General features: G+C 70.8%; 18 protein-coding genes. 9 read left to right on the forward strand and 9 right to left on the reverse strand.

What is annotated here, in order from left to right:
• Window positions 1-11: 11 nt before the first annotated feature.
• Window positions 12-1328 (forward strand): bifunctional o-acetylhomoserine/o-acetylserine sulfhydrylase, encoded by a 1317-nt coding sequence (locus ACFYWJ_RS00510; protein ID WP_355271540.1) that lies wholly within the window; start codon window positions 12-14, stop codon window positions 1326-1328.
• Complete coding sequence (locus ACFYWJ_RS00515; RefSeq protein WP_355271538.1) at window positions 1325-2473, forward strand: homoserine O-acetyltransferase; 1149 nt, start codon at window positions 1325-1327, stop codon at window positions 2471-2473. The genes ACFYWJ_RS00510 and ACFYWJ_RS00515 overlap by 4 nt, the downstream gene beginning before the upstream one ends.
• 13 nt (window positions 2474-2486) lie before the next feature.
• Here the strand turns inward: ACFYWJ_RS00515 and ACFYWJ_RS00520 are convergent, their stop codons facing one another.
• Window positions 2487-3131 carry a helix-turn-helix domain-containing protein gene (locus ACFYWJ_RS00520; protein WP_355271537.1) on the reverse strand — a complete coding sequence of 215 codons (645 nt, stop codon included), beginning with the start codon at window positions 3129-3131 and terminating at the stop codon, window positions 2487-2489.
• A gap of 152 nt (window positions 3132-3283) precedes the next feature.
• Here ACFYWJ_RS00520 and ACFYWJ_RS00525 point away from each other — a divergent pair, with 152 nt between their 5' ends.
• Window positions 3284-4240, forward strand: a complete 957-nt coding sequence (locus ACFYWJ_RS00525) for an oxygenase MpaB family protein (protein WP_355271535.1) — start codon at window positions 3284-3286, stop codon at window positions 4238-4240.
• A gap of 17 nt (window positions 4241-4257) precedes the next feature.
• Here the strand turns inward: ACFYWJ_RS00525 and ACFYWJ_RS00530 are convergent, their stop codons facing one another.
• The gene (locus ACFYWJ_RS00530) at window positions 4258-4635 is read right to left on the reverse strand and encodes a helix-turn-helix domain-containing protein (protein WP_355271534.1); all 378 of its coding nucleotides are present in this window, start codon (window positions 4633-4635) and stop codon (window positions 4258-4260) included.
• 69 nt (window positions 4636-4704) lie between these two features.
• Between ACFYWJ_RS00530 and ACFYWJ_RS00535 the strand changes: the two genes are divergently transcribed.
• Window positions 4705-5346 carry a nitroreductase family protein gene (locus tag ACFYWJ_RS00535; RefSeq protein WP_355271532.1) on the forward strand — a complete coding sequence of 214 codons (642 nt, stop codon included), beginning with the start codon at window positions 4705-4707 and terminating at the stop codon, window positions 5344-5346.
• Here the strand turns inward: ACFYWJ_RS00535 and ACFYWJ_RS00540 are convergent.
• Complete coding sequence (locus ACFYWJ_RS00540) at window positions 5339-5665, reverse strand: DUF3017 domain-containing protein (RefSeq protein ID WP_019045205.1); 327 nt, start codon at window positions 5663-5665, stop codon at window positions 5339-5341. The genes ACFYWJ_RS00535 and ACFYWJ_RS00540 overlap by 8 nt on opposite strands.
• 99 nt (window positions 5666-5764) lie before the next feature.
• On the opposite strand from ACFYWJ_RS00540, the gene ACFYWJ_RS00545 reads away from it, so the two are divergent.
• Genes ACFYWJ_RS00545 through ACFYWJ_RS00555 form a run of 3 tightly spaced genes read left to right on the forward strand, consistent with a single transcriptional unit; the run spans window position 5765 to window position 6898 of the window.
• A complete protein-coding gene (locus tag ACFYWJ_RS00545; RefSeq protein WP_355271530.1) occupies window positions 5765-6229 on the forward strand; it encodes a tRNA (cytidine(34)-2'-O)-methyltransferase in 465 nt (154 codons plus the stop codon).
• 32 nt (window positions 6230-6261) lie between these two features.
• Window positions 6262-6501, forward strand: a complete 240-nt coding sequence (locus tag ACFYWJ_RS00550; protein WP_189030755.1) for an antitoxin — start codon at window positions 6262-6264, stop codon at window positions 6499-6501.
• Window positions 6491-6898 (forward strand): type II toxin-antitoxin system VapC family toxin, encoded by a 408-nt coding sequence (locus ACFYWJ_RS00555; protein ID WP_355271529.1) that lies wholly within the window; start codon window positions 6491-6493, stop codon window positions 6896-6898. The genes ACFYWJ_RS00550 and ACFYWJ_RS00555 overlap by 11 nt, the downstream gene beginning before the upstream one ends.
• 3 nt (window positions 6899-6901) lie before the next feature.
• Here ACFYWJ_RS00555 and ACFYWJ_RS00560 read toward each other — a convergent pair whose 3' ends face one another.
• The 5 genes from ACFYWJ_RS00560 to ACFYWJ_RS00580 form a co-directional block, all read right to left on the reverse strand.
• Window positions 6902-7129 carry a DUF167 domain-containing protein gene (locus tag ACFYWJ_RS00560; RefSeq protein WP_355271528.1) on the reverse strand — a complete coding sequence of 76 codons (228 nt, stop codon included), beginning with the start codon at window positions 7127-7129 and terminating at the stop codon, window positions 6902-6904.
• Window positions 7089-8042: a DUF4349 domain-containing protein gene (locus ACFYWJ_RS00565; protein WP_355271526.1), complete on the reverse strand. Its 954-nt coding sequence runs from the start codon at window positions 8040-8042 to the stop codon at window positions 7089-7091. Before ACFYWJ_RS00565 ends, ACFYWJ_RS00560 begins: the two co-directional genes overlap by 41 nt.
• Before the next feature lie 54 nt (window positions 8043-8096).
• The gene (locus ACFYWJ_RS00570) at window positions 8097-9089 is read right to left on the reverse strand and encodes a M48 family metalloprotease (RefSeq protein ID WP_355271525.1); all 993 of its coding nucleotides are present in this window, start codon (window positions 9087-9089) and stop codon (window positions 8097-8099) included.
• A 78-nt stretch (window positions 9090-9167) separates the two neighbouring features.
• On the reverse strand, window positions 9168-12686 hold the full coding sequence (locus ACFYWJ_RS00575) for an error-prone DNA polymerase (protein ID WP_355271523.1): 3519 nt from the start codon (window positions 12684-12686) through the stop codon (window positions 9168-9170).
• Window positions 12687-12747: 61 nt separating this feature from the next.
• A complete protein-coding gene (locus ACFYWJ_RS00580) occupies window positions 12748-13203 on the reverse strand; it encodes a hypothetical protein (RefSeq protein WP_355271522.1) in 456 nt (151 codons plus the stop codon).
• 132 nt (window positions 13204-13335) lie between these two features.
• On the opposite strand from ACFYWJ_RS00580, the gene ACFYWJ_RS00585 reads away from it, so the two are divergent.
• Together ACFYWJ_RS00585 and ACFYWJ_RS00590 are read left to right on the forward strand one after the other, a co-directional pair.
• The gene (locus ACFYWJ_RS00585; protein WP_355271520.1) at window positions 13336-14307 is read left to right on the forward strand and encodes an SDR family NAD(P)-dependent oxidoreductase; all 972 of its coding nucleotides are present in this window, start codon (window positions 13336-13338) and stop codon (window positions 14305-14307) included.
• Between the two features lie 82 nt (window positions 14308-14389).
• On the forward strand, window positions 14390-15610 hold the full coding sequence (locus tag ACFYWJ_RS00590) for a cytochrome P450 (RefSeq protein WP_355271518.1): 1221 nt from the start codon (window positions 14390-14392) through the stop codon (window positions 15608-15610).
• Here the strand turns inward: ACFYWJ_RS00590 and ACFYWJ_RS00595 are convergent.
• Entirely contained in the window at window positions 15590-16513 is a 924-nt protein-coding gene (locus ACFYWJ_RS00595) for a sucrase ferredoxin (RefSeq protein WP_355271517.1), read from the reverse strand. The two genes, ACFYWJ_RS00590 and ACFYWJ_RS00595, sit on opposite strands and share 21 nt — an antisense overlap.
• Window positions 16514-16592 lie beyond the last annotated feature (79 nt).

Below are 16592 nucleotides of genomic sequence, written 5' to 3' on the forward strand. Positions count from 1 at the left end.
TGGAGCTTTTCATGACCGACTCTGCCCTGCCCGAGAACTGGTCCTTCGAGACCAAGCAGATCCACGCGGGCCAGGCCCCCGACGCGGCCACCAACGCGCGGGCCCTGCCGATCTACCAGACCACCTCCTACACCTTCCGCGACACCGATCACGCCGCCGCGCTGTTCGGGCTCGCCGAGCCGGGCAACATCTACACCCGGATCATGAACCCCACCCAGGACGCGGTCGAGCAGCGCGTCGCCGCGCTCGAGGGTGGCGTCGCGGCGCTGCTGCTGGCCTCGGGCCAGGCCGCCGAGACCTTCGCGATCCTGAACCTGGCCAACGCGGGCGACCACATCGTGTCCAGCCCGCACCTCTACGGCGGCACGTACAACCTGTTCCACTACTCGCTGCCCAAGCTCGGCATCGAGGTCTCCTTCGTCGAGGATCCCGACGACCTGGCGCAGTGGCAGGCCGCCATCCGGCCCAACACCAAGGCGTTCTACGGCGAGACCATCGCCAATCCGAGCAGCGCCGTGTTCGACATCCCCGGCATCGCCGAGATCGCGCACAAGGCGGGCATCCCGCTGATCGTCGACAACACCGTCGCGACTCCGTACCTGATCCAGCCGCTGGCCCACGGCGCCGACATCGTCGTGCACTCGGCGACCAAGTACCTGGGCGGCCACGGCGCGGCGGTGGCCGGCGTGATCGTCGACGGCGGCACCTTCGACTGGACCGTGCGCGACGCCGACGGCAACGCCCGCTTCCCCGGTTTCACCGAGCCCGACCCCAGCTACCACGGCGCGGTCTTCGCCGACCTGGGCGCGCCCGCGTTCGCGCTCAAGGCCCGCGTGCAGTTGCTGCGCGACCTGGGCGCGGCGGTGTCGCCGTTCAACGCGTTCCTCATCGCCCAGGGCATCGAGACGCTGAGCCTGCGGGTCGAGCGGCACGTGGCCAACGCCGAGGCCGTGGCGAAGTTCGTCGCCGAGCAGCCGGGCGTCGAGGCGGTCCACTACGCGGGTCTGGAGACCTCGCCGTGGCACGCGCGGGCCAAGCAGCTGGCGCCCAAGGGCGCGGGCGCGATCGTCGCGTTCGAGCTGCGCGGCGGTGTCGACGCGGGCAAGAAGTTCGTGGACGCGCTCAGCCTCCACAGCCATGTCGCTAACATCGGTGATGTGCGTTCTCTCGTGATTCACCCGGCGTCCACCACGCACTCGCAGCTGACGCCCGAGGAGCAGCTGGCTTCCGGCGTCACTCCGGGGCTGGTCCGGCTCGCCGTGGGCATCGAGGGAATCGACGACATCCTGGCGGATCTGCGCGCCGGTTTCGCGGCGGCGAACACGTGACTGTGAGCACCGAATCGCCGATCGCCCGTCCCGCAACCGGGGTGGCCCTGCTGCCACCGCCGGACGGGCGACTCGGCGTGGTCGCCATCGGGGAGGTGGCGCTGGAGAACGGCGCCGTCGTCCCCGATGTGCGGCTGGCGGTGCAGCGCTGGGGTGAGCTCTCGCCCACGCTCGACAACGTGGTGCTCGTCGAGCACGCCCTCACCGGCGACTCGCACGTCATCGCCAGCGCCGACAACGCCCAGCCCGGCTGGTGGGAGGGCATGGTCGGCCCCGGCGCGCCGATCGACACCGACGAGTGGTGTGTGATCGCGACGAACGTGCTCGGCGGCTGCAAGGGCAGCACCGGACCGTCCTCACTCGCGCCCGACGGCGCGCCGTGGGGTTCCCGTTTTCCCGACCTGACCATCCGTGACCAGGTCACCGCCGAGGCGCGGCTGCTCGATCTGTTCGGGATCGAGCGGCTGGCCGCCGTCGTCGGCGGATCGATGGGCGGCATGCGGGTGCTGGAGTGGATCATCGGGCAGCCGGGCCGGGCCGCGGCCGCGCTGGTGCTGGCCGTCGGCGCCCGCGCCACCGCCGACCAGATCGGCACCCAGACCACCCAGATGGCCGTCATCAAGGCCGACCCCGACTGGCAGGACGGCGACTACCACGGCACCGGCCGCGCGCCGATGACCGGCATGGGCCTGGCCCGGCGCATCGCGCACCTGACCTACCGCACCGAGGGCGAGCTCGACCACCGCTTCACCAACCGTCCCCAGGGCGACGAGGATCCGTGGACGGGCGGGCGCTACGCGGTGCAGAGCTACCTCGAGCACCAGGCCGAGAAGCTGTGTCAGCGCTTCGATCCGGCCACCTATGTGCTGCTCAGCGAGGCCATGAACCGCCACGACATCGGCCGCGGCCGGGGCGGGGTCGCCGCGGCGCTGGCCGCGACGACGGTGCCGGTCGTGGTGGGCGGCGTCGATTCCGATCGGCTCTACCCGCTGCACACCCAGGCCGAGCTGGCCGAGGGACTGCCGGGCTGCGCCGGGCTCGAGATCGTGCACTCGCGCGACGGGCACGACGGCTTCCTCACCGAGGCCGCCGCGGTGTCCAAGCTGCTCACCGAAACCATGCGGCTGGCCCGCGAGAACCGCTGACACCCAGGCTTTCTCAGTCCCTCGTCGTCCCGGCCAGCAGCGTCATGATCGATCGCACGTAGTCCTGGAGCCGTTCGCGCGGATACTCCTCGGGCTCGCTGACCGCGAGCCTGCCGAGCATCTCGGCGACGGTGAGGGTCGAGTTCGCGAGCAGTCCCGCGTCCATCGACGACCAGCGCGGCGACATCGCGATACCGACGCGGACCAGCGATTCCGCGCGGGCGAGGATATCGGCGCGCGCCGTCCGCAGCGCGTCGCGGTATTCGTCCGGCGCGCTCGCCGGAGTCGCCAGGATCAGCCGCCAGCGGGTCGGATTCGCCAGTGCCACACCGACGAACGCCTCCACCGTCGCCGAGGCGGCGGCGAGCGGCTCGGTGTCGAGCAGGTCCGCGGGCAGGGTGTCGGCGATCTGTTCCAGGCCGCGTTCCCGCTCCCGTTCCAGCAGCGCCTCGACGAGCTCGGCGCGGGTCTTGAACACGGTGTAGAGCACCGGCTTGCCGACGCCGGCCTCCTGCGCGACGGCCTCCATGCTCAGCTCGTGCAGTTCCATCCGCCCGAGCACGGTGAACGCGGCGTCGAGGAGTTGCGCCCGGCGCTCGTGCGGTGGCAGGCGCGGGGCATAGCGGCGCCGCGGTCGTTGTTCCTGCGTCGCGGTCACGCGCTCCTCCTGTCGTCGTCTGGACGATACCCCGCCCGCGGGCTCCCGGCATCAATCCTACGCAACCGTTGTATTCACTTCGCGTGATTGCTACGGTGGTGTTGTATTCATGCGCGAGGGACGTCCTCGGCAACTGCAAAGGAGCAGGTGCAATGGCATTCGATCCGTCGACTCTGCGGCGCGACGACTACGGCTTCTTCGGGCCGGATTCCCCCACCTGGAAGGTGTGGGCGGCGCCGACCGCGCTGATCGGCTTCCAGCGCGCGGTGACGCTCGAGCACTTCGATCCGTTCCTCACCGCCGCGGTGGCCGATTCGCACGGGATCTACGACAATCCCGCCACCCGCCTGGACCACACGCTGTCCTACTTCCTGCTGGTCGCGCTCGGCGACGGCCGCACCGCCATCCAGGCCGCCGAGCACCTGATGAAGGTGCACGCGCCGATGACGGGCATCGAACCGATCAGCGGCAAGCGCTACAGCGCCAACAATCCCGACTCGCAGCTGTGGATCCACGTCACCGGCTGGCATTCGGTCCTCAAGGCCTACGAGATGTTCGGCCCCGGCCCGCTGAGCCCCGCCGAGGAGGACCGGTACTGGGCCGAGTGCGTGATCGCCGCCGAGCTCCAGACCTGCAAACCCGAGGATGTGCCGCGCAATCGCGACGAGGTGCGCGCCTACTTCGCGCGGGTCCGGCCGCAGTTGTGCGTCAGCGAACGGGCCGTGCGGGCCATGCATTTCCTGCTGTGGCCGTCGGCGGACAAGGGCATGACGTTCGCCGTCGGCGGCCGGGTGCTGTCACTGGCGACGATCTCCACGCTGCCCGCCTGGATGCGCAAGCTCGGCCGGTTCGACCTGCCCGGCATCGTCGACGCGTCGGCCCGCCTCCCATGGAAGGCCCTCGTGTGGGCCACCGCGCTCCGTGGCAATCGCGGGCTGATCCTGGCCAGCCCGTTCGTCGCGAAGATGACCGGGCAGATCCTGGCGGCCCACACCGCCGCAGGCACGCCGCGCACCCCGGCGACGATCAGCCCGGCCGACGCCCGCGAGCGCTACGGCAGCGCGGGCACCCGCAGCCTGTGGGAACACCGGGTCACCGAGTCCGCCTGACCGACAGGCCCGGCGCCTCAGCAAGCCGTCGCGCGCCGGGCCCGCTCGATCCGGTTGATATTCGTCTCGACCCACTCCCGCAGCGCCGCAATCGGTTCCCGCAGGCTGTGCCCGAGTTCGGTGAGGGTGTACTCGACCCGCGGCGGCACCGTGGGATACACCGTGCGCGCGACGAATCCGTCGTGCTCGAGCTGACGCAGGGTCTGGGTGAGCATCTTCTGCGAGATGCCGTCGATGCGCCTGCGCAGGTCGGTGTAGCGCAGGGTGCCGTCGGCGAGGGCGTCGACGATCAGCACCGTCCACTTGCCCGCGATGTGATCGAGGATCTCGCGGGTCGGGCATTTGGCCGAGTAGACGTCGGCGGGCAGGCCGGTGGCCTCGTGAATCGTGCGCACCTCGCCGAGTCTAACGCACAAAAAGGTGCCTACTTCCCAAAGGAGAGTGACTCTCCGATAGTAGGAATCATGAGCACACAGACACTTTCGGTCACCGAAGCCATCCGCACCCGCCGCACCGTCCGCCACTACCGGCCCGATCCGCTCGACCCCGCGCTGCTCGACGAACTGCTGGACCTGGCCGTGCAGGCGCCGAGCGCCTGGAACATGCAGGACCGCTCGATCGTCGTCGTCACCAGCGAGGCGGGGCGCACGGCGCTGTCGGAGGCGGCGTTCGGTCAGCCGCAGCCGCTGGAGGCGCCCGCGGTGCTGGTCTTCGTCGCCGATCCGGGTGCCTGGACCGGGACCAATGCCGACATCGCCGAGCAGGCGACGCGGAACGGGGCGTGGAACGAGCAGTTCCTGGCGAAGTTCGACTCGCGCGCCGACTACCACTCGATGCGCGAGCGCGGCCTGCTGCGGGAGAACGCCGTGAAGAACGTGATGATCGCCGCCACCTACGTGATGCTCGCCGCGACCGGGCTCGGGCTCGATTCCGCGCCGATGAACGGCTGGGACGAAGCGCTGGTGAAGCAGGCGATCGGCATCGACGCCGACGCCGAGCCCGCGATCGCGGTGCTGGTCGCCGTCGGCTACGGCACGGGCACGCCGCCGCACCCCGGCCGCAGGCCGCGGGAGCGAGCGGTGTTCACCGAGCGCTATCTCAGCTGACGCCGAGGGTGTTGATGGTGGCGGCGAGGAAGACGATGGCGCTGCCGAGCGCGGTCAGGGTGGCCACGTCGAACGGTCGGCTGCGGACGGCGAGCAGGCCGACCTGCACCGTCGGCAGGCACAGCCGGAAGGCGGCGGCCACCAGGGCCGCGCTGCCGAAGATGATCGCCCCGCGCCGCCACCGATCCCAGGCGACGAACACGACCGCGACCAGGATCAGCGCACTCACCACGGTCATCGGCAGGTGACTGCGCAGGTACTGCTCCCCCGCGCTCAACCGCACGACCCGATGCTTCCCGGTCGTCTCCGCCTTGTTCACGGCCCCGATTGTTCCAGACGCGCTCGCCGGGCGGGCGCCCCGCGCCCGATCGGTGGGGCGAGCCGAGCGCGCGCGCCCGGCATGACAGAGTGATGCGCTGTGCTGCACCTGATCTTTCACAACCCCGTGATCCCGCCCAACACCGGCAACGCGATCCGGCTGGCCGCGGGAACCGGTTGCGCGCTGCATCTGATCGAACCGCTCGGCTTCGACCTCTCGGAAGCCAAACTGCGCCGGGCCGGGCTGGACTATCACGACCTCGCGGTGGTGACGGTGCATCCCGACCTGACGACGGCGCTGACGACCATCGAACCCGGCCGGGTGTTCGCCTTCACCACCCAGGCCACCACCCGCTTCACCGACGTCGCCTACCGCGACAACGACGCCCTGCTGTTCGGCACCGAACCCACCGGCCTCCCCGCCGAGGTCCTCGCCGACCCCCACATCACCGACCAGATCCGCATCCCGATGCTGCCCGGCCGCCGCTCGATGAACCTGTCCAACGCCGCCGCCGTCGCGGTCTACGAGGCCTGGCGCCAACTCGACTTCCCCGGCGCGGTGTAGCTCCGGCGCTGTTTCAGCGCTAAAATAGCGCTATGGCTACCATCCAGGTCAGGGACATTCCCGACGAGGACGCCGAGGTGTTCCGCCGACGCGCCGAAGCCGAGGGCATGTCGTTGCAGGCGTACATGCGACGTGAGTTGATCGCGGCCGCCCGTCGCCGTTCGAAGACCGAGGCGATGGCGGCCATTCGCGAAGCGCTGGAGCGCGATTCGAGCGCGGGCGCCGACCGCGAGTCGATCCTGAGCGCTTTGGACGACGCCCGTGGCGAGTGACGAGTATGTGCTCGACGCGTCGGCCGCCTCGACAGCGCTGCTGCGCAAGGATGCCGTCGGGATCGCCGTCGGGCGGTTGATCGAGACCAGCACCTGTCACGCGCCGCATCTCATCGATGCGGAGGTCGGCAATGTGCTGCGCCGCCATGAGCGCAAGGGCCTGATCGACCCCGATACCGCCACGATCGGCCTGCGCATGCTGGCGACGATGGTGGATCGGCGGTATGCCCACCATGGCTGGCTCAGCGAGCAGGCCTGGCTGCTCCGCCACACGATCACGTTCTACGACGGCCTCTATGCCGCGCTGGCGGCACGGCTCGATGTGCCGCTGCTCACCAGCGACGCGCGGCTGAGCAAGGCGCCGGGGTTGCCGTGCCGGGTCGAAGTGATCGACTGAGCGTCAGCCGTCGACGTCGAAGCGCTTGAAGCGGGAGGTGGCGCCGCCGGTCAACCGCACCGCCGACTTGGCGACGCCGAAGTGGTCGGCGAGGAGTTCGATGGCGGCCTTGTTGGCCTTGCCCTCGACGGCCGGGGCGCGGACGTAGAGGGTGAGGGTGCCGTCGTCGGCGACTTCGACCAGCGGACCTTTACGGCTGTTCGGTTTGATCGTCGCCCGGACGGTCGGCATCGGTCGGTTCCTCCTTCGGTCCGGCGGCGGGCGCGGCCGCAGGGGCCTTCGCGACGGGGCGGCGACGGCGCAGCGCGGTCCGCAGCACCAGCCAGATCGCGCCACCGAGGACGGCGAGGAAGCCGAGCCACGGCAGGGCCTTGCCCAGGAAGACGATCGCGTCCTGGAGCCAGTCGATCAGCGAGTTCCAGCCGGCGACGATGCCGTCCCAGAAGTTGTCCGGGTCGCCGGGGGCGTCCTTGTCGTCGGCGGTGAAGGTGATGGTGAGCGTGGACAGCGCGACCTGGTCGTCGAGGGAGCGCTTCTGCGCGGTGAGGCTGTCGAGTTCACCCTGCCTGCTCGCCAGCGCCTCCTCGGCGGCGATCAGGTCGGCGGTGTTGGTCGCGCCCGCCATGAGCGCGCGCAACCGGTCGACGGAGGCGCGCAGGGCGCTGATGCGGGCGTCGAGGTCCTGCCACTGCATGGTGACGTCGTCGCGATTGGTGCTCACCCTGGTGACGGTGCCGACCCCGTCGAGGCCGGTGATGAAGGCGTCGGTCTTGTCCGCGGGCACCCGCACACTGAGCACGGCGCGCGGCGTGCGGTCGTCGGTCCCCGGCTGTTCGGTGCGGCTGTCGATCCGCCCGCCGAGCACCCGCACCTGCTCGGTGACCTCCGCCGCCGCCCCGATCGGATCACCCGAGGTCACATCGACCGACCCGGTGATCACCTCTTTCCGGTCCGAATCCGGCGGCGCCGGACTCTCTTTCGCCGGCGCCCCCTCCCGAAACCCCGGCGCCACCGCCGCGGCGGGCCCCGAAACCGTCGGCGAGGACGCCTGATCGGCCGGTCCCCCGCTCCCCGCATCGTCCCCACACCCGGCCAGGAACAGCAGCCCGAGCACCCCGATCATCACCACGGCAAGCTTGCGCATGATCGCAGCGTAATCCGCCGACCGCCCGAGCGGGCGCACCCGCGGATCTCTAGGTCAGCGGGTGCGGGTGGTGTAGCGGTCGAGTTCGGCGAGGCGGGCGTCGAGGTGGGGGTGGGTGGAGAGGAGGGTGGGGACCTCGCCGGAGCGGGTGGGGTTGTTCGGGTGGTGGTGCAGGGTGTGCAGGACGACGCGGAACTCGGCGAGGTAGCCGAGGTCGGCGACGACGCGGTCGGCGAGGTATTCGCCGCGCTGCCACAGCCGGGGGCGGATCAGCAGTTGGAGGGCGGCGACGCTCAGGGCGATGGCGGCGGTCCAGGGGCCGAGGAGCAGGGCGAAGGCCACGAAGACCAGGCAGGCCGCGCAGCCGTAAGCCAGCACGGCGGGGGCGGCGAGGAGTGTGGTCGCGGTGACCAGGCCCAGGTACGACCAGCGCAGGGACGCGATCACCCGGTCCGAGGTGACCGTCAGGCGCGGGAGCGCCCGTCCCATGAGCAGGTCGGCGGGCGCGAAGAGCGCGCGGACCAGCCATTCGAACGGCCTTCGGTACCACCAGATCACGTATCGCCAGGTCGCGGTGCCCTGGAGCCGATGCCCGAGTTCGTGGGCGAGCAGCGCTTCGAGCTGGTGCTGGGTAAACGTGTCGACGGCCTGCCGGGTGACGGACAGCTGTCCGCCGGAGTGCAGGGCGCCGTTCACCGCACCGGAGTTCATCACCCACACCCTGGCGGTGTCGACGGGCAGACCCGCGGTGGCGGTGACGTTCACCCACGCGCGACGCACCCGGTCGTGTTCGTCCGGCAGGTGCTGCGCCGACCACTGCGCCATCGCCGCCAGCACGAGCCGGCGCCACCACAGCACCAGCGGACCCGACCCCAGCCACAGCCCAAGGACCAGCACCGCGACCCAGTTCGCCAGCAGCGCGGCCGTTCCCACCAGCAGCCAGCCGCTGAGCACCAGCGACGGTAGCGAGGCGAGCAGCTCCGCCGCGGCCCAGCGGTAGCCCTGCCGGTACGTCACCGACAGGCTGTTCGGTTCGGAGTTCGACATGTGGCCCCCACGCTCGATGGCCTCACTTCCTTGATACCGCAGCGACTCCCGGATGTCCGGCATCGATTCGGCTGCTGATCAACGGAAGTCGCGGGAGCGGGCGGCGATCGTGAGGTCGAGGTGTTCGAGGTGGTCGGCGAGGACGCTGGCCGCGCCTTCCGCGTTCTGGACGCGGCCACGGATCAGCAGCGCGGTGGCGTTCTGGGCCAGGCGGCGGTAGCGGGCCCAGAGGCCGACCGAGCAGACGACATTGACCATGCCGGTCTCGTCTTCCAGATTGAGGAAGGTGACGCCCGCCGCGGTGGCGGGCCGCTGACGATGGGTGACCGCGCCCGCGACCAGGATGCGGGTGCCGTCCTCGACCAGCAGCAGGTCGCACGCCGGGACGACGCCGAGCGAGTTCAGGTGCGCGCGCAGGAATTCGGTGGGATAGCTGCCGGGCGAGATGCCGCTGGCCCACACGTCGGCGGCGGCGAGCTCGAGTGCGCTCATGCCGGGCAGGGACGGGGCGACGGTCGTCGGGCCGGTGCCGGGCAGCAGGTGTGGACGCTCCCGCGCCGCGGCCCCGGCGGCCCACAGCGCGGCCCGGCGCACGCTGCTGCCGCGGTCGGTGACCGGTGGCTCCTCCGGTCGGGTGACACCCTCGACGCGAGGCACCACGGCGCCACCCCGGGACCGCGCGTCGACCAGAGTGTCCAGCGCACCCGCGGTGGCCAGCGATTCCGCCTGCGCGACAGTCAGTTCCACGCGACCGGTCAGCTCGAGCATCGACGTGTACGGACCCGAAGCGCCGCGCTCGGCGACGATGCGATCGGCGAGATCGGCGCCGATGTGCCGGACCCCGGCCAGCCCGAGCCGGATCTCGGTGCCCGCGTTCTCCAGGGTGGCCTCGGCCAGGCTGGCGTTGATGTCGGGTCCGTGCACGCGCACACCGTGGCGCCGGGCGTCGGCAACCAGCGACTGCGGGGAGTAGAAGCCCATCGGCTGGGCGCGCAGCAGTCCGGCGCAGAAGGCCGCCGGGTGGTGCAGCTTGAACCAGGACGAATAGAACACGATCGAGGCGAAGCTCTGCGAATGACTCTCCGGGAAGCCGAAATTGGCGAAGGCGTAGAGCTTCTCGTAGATCCGGTCGGCGACCGCGCCGGTGATGCCGTGCAGGTCGCGCATGCCCTGGTAGAGGCGGTCCTTGAGCCGTTCCATCTTCTCCGGCGAGCGCTTGGAGCCCATGGCGCGGCGCAGCTGATCGGCTTCGGCGGGGGTGAACCCGGCCACGTCGATGGCCATCTGCATCAGCTGTTCCTGGAACAGCGGCACCCCGAGCGTGCGGGCGAGCGAATTCTCCAGCGCCGGATGATCACAGCGGGGCTCCTCCAGCCCGTTCCGCCTGCGGATGTACGGGTGCACCGACCCACCCTGGATGGGGCCGGGCCGGATCAGCGCCACCTCCACCACCAGGTCGTAGAAGGTGCGCGGCTTCAGCCGGGGCAGCGTCGCCATCTGCGCGCGCGACTCCACCTGGAACACCCCGATCGAATCGGCACGCTGCAACATCTCGTAGACGGCGGGTTCGGCGAGATCGAGCGCGTGCAGTTCGACCGTCTCGCCCTTGTGCTCGCGCACCAGGTCGATCATGTAGTGCAGCGCCGAGAGCATGCCGAGACCGAGCAGGTCGAACTTCACCAGGCCGACGGCGGCGCAATCGTCCTTGTCCCACTGCAGCACGCTGCGCCCCGCCATCCGCGCCCACTCCACCGGGCAGACGTCGGCGATCGGCCGATCGCAGATCACCATGCCGCCGGAGTGGATACCCAGATGCCGTGGCAGGCCGTCGAGTTCGCCCGCGAGTTCGAGTACCGGCGCCGGGATATCGGTACCCTGCTCCGCCGACACCCCCGACCAGCGGCTCACCTGCTTGCTCCAGGCGTCCTGCTGCCCCGGCGAGAACCCGAGCGCCCGTGCGGCATCGCGCACCGAGGACTTGCCGCGATAGGTGATGACGTTCGCCACCTGGGCGGCGTAGTCGCGGCCGTACTTGGCGTAGACGTGCTGGATGGCCTCCTCGCGCCGGTCGGATTCGATGTCGACGTCGATGTCGGGCGGCCCGTCGCGCTCGGTGGACAGGAACCGTTCGAACAGCAGATTGTTGCGCACCGGATCGACATTGGTGATGCCGATGGCGTAGCAGACCGCGGAGTTGGCGGCCGAGCCACGGCCCTGGCACAGGATGTCGTTCTTCTCGCAGAAGGCGACGATGTCGTGCACCACCAGGAAGTACCCGGGGAAGGTCATCTTCTGGATCACCGCGAGCTCGTGCTCGATCTGCGCATACGCCTTCGGATTCCGCTCCGGTGGACCGTAGCGCCGCGCCGCGCCGCGATAGCTCAGCTCGCGCAGCCAGGAGTCCTCGTCGTGCCCGGCGGGGACGTCGAACGGCGGCAGCTTCGGGGCGATCAGGCGCAGATCGAAGGCGCACTCGCGGGCCAGTTCCACCGCGTTGGTCACCGCCTGCGGGTGCTCGGCGAACAGCGCGGCCATCTCCGCGCCGGACCGCAGATGCGCGCCGCCGGTGGACGGGAGCCAGCCCGCCATCGCGTCGAGACTGCTCCTGGCCCGGATCGCGGCCAGCGCCATGGCCCGGCGGCGCTGGGCGGGCGCGGCGAAATGCGCGCCGGTGGACGCCAGGACCGGCAGCCCGACGCGATCGGCCAGCGCGACCAGGTAGTCGTTGCGCTCGTCGTCGGTGGCGATGCCGTGGTGGGTGAGCTCGACGCTCACCCGGTCGGCGCCGAAGCGCTCGATCAGCTCCCGCAGGGCCGCTTCGGCTTTCGGGAGCGCGGTATCGCCCGCGTGGAGATCCTGTGCCACGGCCAGGCGCAGCTGCCCCTTCCGGCACCCGGTCAGGATGTGCCAGTGCCCGGCCGCGGCCGCGGTGAGCGTGTCGAGGTCGTAGCGCAGGACGCCCTTCTCCCCCGCCGCCATGTGCGCCGCCGACATCTGGCGCGACAGCGTGCGATAGCCCTCCTGCCCGCGCGCCAGCACCAGCAGATGCGGCCCGTGCGGGTCGGGAGTTCCCGTGCGCGGCAGTGTGTCCGGGGCGTTCTCGTGTCCGCCCGCCGCGCCCTCCGGGTCGCCGATCGGCCGTAGACCGCCCCGGGGAACAGAACGGCGCCTGACCGCATCCCCTCGGCCAGGCGCCGCCTCCGCATCGGTTCCCAGTGACAGTTCGGCACCGAAAACCGTTGGCATTCCCCATTCTCTGGCCGCCTCGGCGAACCGGACGGTCCCGTAGAACCCGTTGTGATCGGTGAGCGCGAGGGCCTCCAGCCCCAACCGCACCGCCTCCTCCACCAGCTCCTCCGGCTGACTCGCGCCGTCGAGGAAGCTGTAGGCGGAGTGGGCGTGCAGCTCGGCGAAGGGCACCGTCGGCGTGGCGGGCCGGTCGACCGGGTGCGCTTCGTACGCACCGCGTTTGCGCGACCAGGCCGGGCTGTCACCACCGTCGCCGGGATGCATCTCCTCGGCGGGACGGCGGGACGGCTTGCCCGAGAGCACCCGCTCCAGTTCCGACCAGGTCGGCGGTCCGTTGCTCCAGCCCACCAGCCCACTCCTCTCCCGACCCCCGCGTCACCTCCCACGTCGATCGCGGTTGCCCGACCCCTCAACTCGCGGGCAAACGCTCCATCGACCTGGACTCCAGCGCGGCCTCCACATGCCCGAGACCCGACCGGATCACCGCGCCGTAGGCATCGTTGGCGAGCACGTCCAGGTGCCCGCGCGCGATGGCCAGCTGCATCCGCGCCATGTCGAAGTCGCCGACGCGGCGGTGACTGTCGGCCAGGTTCAGATACAGCGAGGGCAGGAACCCGCGCAGCCCCTCGTCCAGCGGGATGCCCGGCCCGAACACCGCGGCCAGCGCCCGCTGATCCCAGAGCAGCGCACCCTCCGGCAACTCCTGCACATCCGCCAGGTGATGTGCGATCACGCAGCGATGCAACGGGTCGCCGCCTTCCCCTACCTCGTCCCAGAGCCTGGTCAGCGCCGCGCGCGCCGCATCCGGGTCGCCACCGCCGAGCCGCACCGCGGCATAGATATCCGCCATCCGATCGTCCGCCATGCGGCCAAGTATCGCACATATGTTCGAACATTGGCGAGAGGCGTTCGAACATATTTTCGAGTTTTTCGACAGACCTGGTCCCGGAACTTACTTTGGAGTAAGTTCGAGGGAACGAGCTGCAAAGGAGCAGTGATGTCACAGGTTTCTCCCGGTGCGCAGGGTCGTCGCGGTCGGCGGCGGCGCGATCTGGCCGGCAGTCATGTCGTGATCACGGGCGCGTCGTCCGGGATCGGGCGGGCCGCCGCGCTGGCGGTCGCCGACAAGGGCGCCGTCGTCTTCCTCCTCGCCCGCCGCGGTGACGAACTGGGCGCCGTGGTCGCCGAGATCGTCGACGCGGGCGGCCGGGCCCACGGCTATCAGTGCGATGTCACCGACGCCGAGTCCGTCGAGTCGACCGTCGCGGCGATCCTCGATCAGCACGGCCACGTCGACATGCTGGTGAACAACGCGGGCCGCTCCATCCGGCGCGCCATCCACCGCTCCACCGATCGCATGCACGACTTCGAGCGCACCATGGCGGTCAACTACTTCGGCGCGCTGCGGATGACCCTGGCCCTGCTGCCCCAGATGCGCGAACGCGGCTTCGGCCACATCGTCAACATCTCCAGCGCCGGCGTGCAGGTCGCCACCCCGCGCTTCTCCGCCTACCTCGCCAGCAAGGCCGCGCTGGACAAGTTCACCGAGGTCGCCGCCGTCGAAACCCTCGCCGACGGCGTCACTTTCACCACCATCCACATGCCGCTGGTGCGCACCCCGATGATCACCCCGAGCGGCGACCAGGGCCCCTCCGAATCACCGGAGTGGGCCGCCGCCACGATCGTGCGGGCCCTCACCGAGCGCCCCAAGCGCATCGATGTCCCGCTCGGCACCTTCGCCGAATACGGCGCCCTGCTCACCCCCAGGCTCCGCGACCGCATCCTGCACCGCTACTACCGCGCGCTGCCCGACTCCCCCGCCGCCAAGGGCGAATCGGTCGGGTCCGCCGCACCGGCCGACGAGCCGACGGCGCCGGATCCCGCGCCGAAACCGAAGTCGCCCGCGCGCAAGGCCACCGGCAGCGCCCTCCGACGCGCCGCGCGATGGGTACCCGGTACACACTGGTGAGTCGCGCCAAAAGTACTGTGTATCAATAGGATTCGATCACGCGTTCGATTTAGCGGCGACGTGGGCGGCGTAGCCTGGGATCATGGCGGCGAATCACTCGGGCCCTACGACGGTCGAGACCATCGGCAGCGATTTCTACGACGATCCGCATTCCTACTATCGGCGCTGGCGCGAGCGGGGAATCGCGCATCGGGTCCGGTTCCCGGACAACATCGTGCGCTGGGTGGTGGTCGACTACGCGATCGGGCGGGGGCTGCTGGCGGACTCGCGGCTGCACAAGGGCATCGCGGAACTCGCCGCGACCATGGCGAGCCGGACGGGCACGCTGGTCGACAGCCGGGCGCTGGTGCTCTCGGATCACATGCTCAACACCGACGAGCCCGGCCACACCCGGCTGCGCAAGCTGGTGAACAAGGCCTTCACCACCCGGCAGGTGGCGGTGCTGCGACCGCGCGTCCAGGAGATCACCGACGCGCTGCTCGACGGGTTCGCCGACGCGGACGAGGTGGACCTGATGGCCGCCTTCGCCAATCCGCTGCCGGTGGCGGTGATCTGCGAGTTGCTCGGGGTGCCGTTCGCCGACCGCGACCGCTTCCAGGCCTGGACCCGGCTGCTCGTCGGCGTGCACCGGCTCACCCAGGACGGCGCCGCCGCCGCGATCGCGATGCACACCTATCTCTCGGAACTGGTGCGCGCCAAGCAGGAGCGGCCCGCCGACGATCTGCTCTCCCGGCTGGTCCTGGCCGACGACGACGGCGACCGGCTCACCGACCAGGAGCTGGTGGCGATGGCGTTCCTGCTGCTCGTCGCCGGGCACGAGACCACGGTCAACCTGATCGGCAACGGCACCCTCGCGCTGCTGCGGGCGCCCGCGCAGTGGCGGGCGCTGCTCGCCGATCCGGCCGGTGTGCCCGCGGCGATCGAGGAGTTCCTGCGGTTCGACGGCCCGGTGAACATGTCGACCGAGCGGGTGACGGCCGAGCCGATCACGGTGGGCGACATCGAGATTCCCGCGGGCGAGTTCGTCCACGTCGCGCTCGTCGGCGCCAACCGGGACCCGCGGCGTTTTCCCGACCCCGACGAATTGCGGGTCGACGGCGCGGCGGGCGGCCACCTGGCCTTCGGTCACGGCATCCATTTCTGCGTCGGCGCGCCGCTGGCCCGCCTGGAGGCCGAGATCGCCTTCACCACGCTGCTGGCCCGCTTCCCCGGGCTGACCCTGGCCCCCGGCGCGCACGATCCGCGCTATCAGACGAGCACGCTCATCCGCGGGCTGACCGAGCTACCGGTGCGCCTGCACTGACAGTTCTTCCACCGCCACGGTTTCCAGGTAGGTGGCCGGTTTCGGCGCGCCGCCGCAGCTGGCCTGACGGGGCGGGGCGGGAACCGTGCGGGCGGTGACGCGCCAGCGGCGGCCGTCGCGGTGGGTGACGATAGCGGCGCCCGCGAGTGTCGGGTCGTCGGTGTGGCTCGGCTCGGGCTCGACGACGAGCGCGTCGGCGGGCAGCGCCGGGAACTGTTCTCGGACAGCGACTTCGGCGAGCTGACCGATCGGGTCGTAGCAGCTGCGGCCGCGCAGCCCGGTGCGGGAGACGGCGCCGGTGTCGGCGGCGGCGAGCGCGGCCTCGGCGGCGGCGGTGTCGACCCGGCCGTAGGTGAGGCCGGACGGGAGCAGGACGACGGCGGGGGCGAAGCGGTGACCGCCGGTGTGCGAGGCCTCCCAGACGCGGCCGGGATGGGCGGCGGCCATGGTGGCGGCGATCGGGCGGCCGAGCCGGGCGCAGCACTGGTCGCGTTTGCCGTGCGCGCAGACCAGGACCAGCGGATCGTCCACGCGCACACCGATTCCCGGCGGCGGGCCGTCGACCAGGTGCAGGTCGATGTCGAAGAGCTGACGCAGGTCGGTGATCTCGAACCGCTCGCACCAGGAGCCCTCGGGCCGCGAGCTGACCAGCAGCACGGTGCGGGTGCCGGTGAACTCGTTGCGGCCGGGGCGGCGGATGAGGGTGGGCCGGACCTTCGCCGCGGTGGTGCGCGCGGCCAGTTCGGCGGTGATCTCCGGGCCGAGCACCTCGTCGCCGATCACGTCGTGGCCCCAGGCGCCGGGATGCTCGACGCACAGCCAGCCGGTGACGTGCGCCGCGGTGCCGAGCAGCGACAGGTCCGTCGCGGCGACCGAGCACGACATGCTCTCGAACGGGTTCATGACGGCTCCTTCCGCGACCGACGTCCGGCCGATCCGGAACAGGCGTCGTTTCACTGTAGAACCGCCCCCGCCCCCGCCG

It is taken from the genome of Nocardia sp. NPDC003269, assembly GCF_042888005.1.
In the GTDB taxonomy this organism is placed as follows: domain Bacteria; phylum Actinomycetota; class Actinomycetes; order Mycobacteriales; family Mycobacteriaceae; genus Nocardia.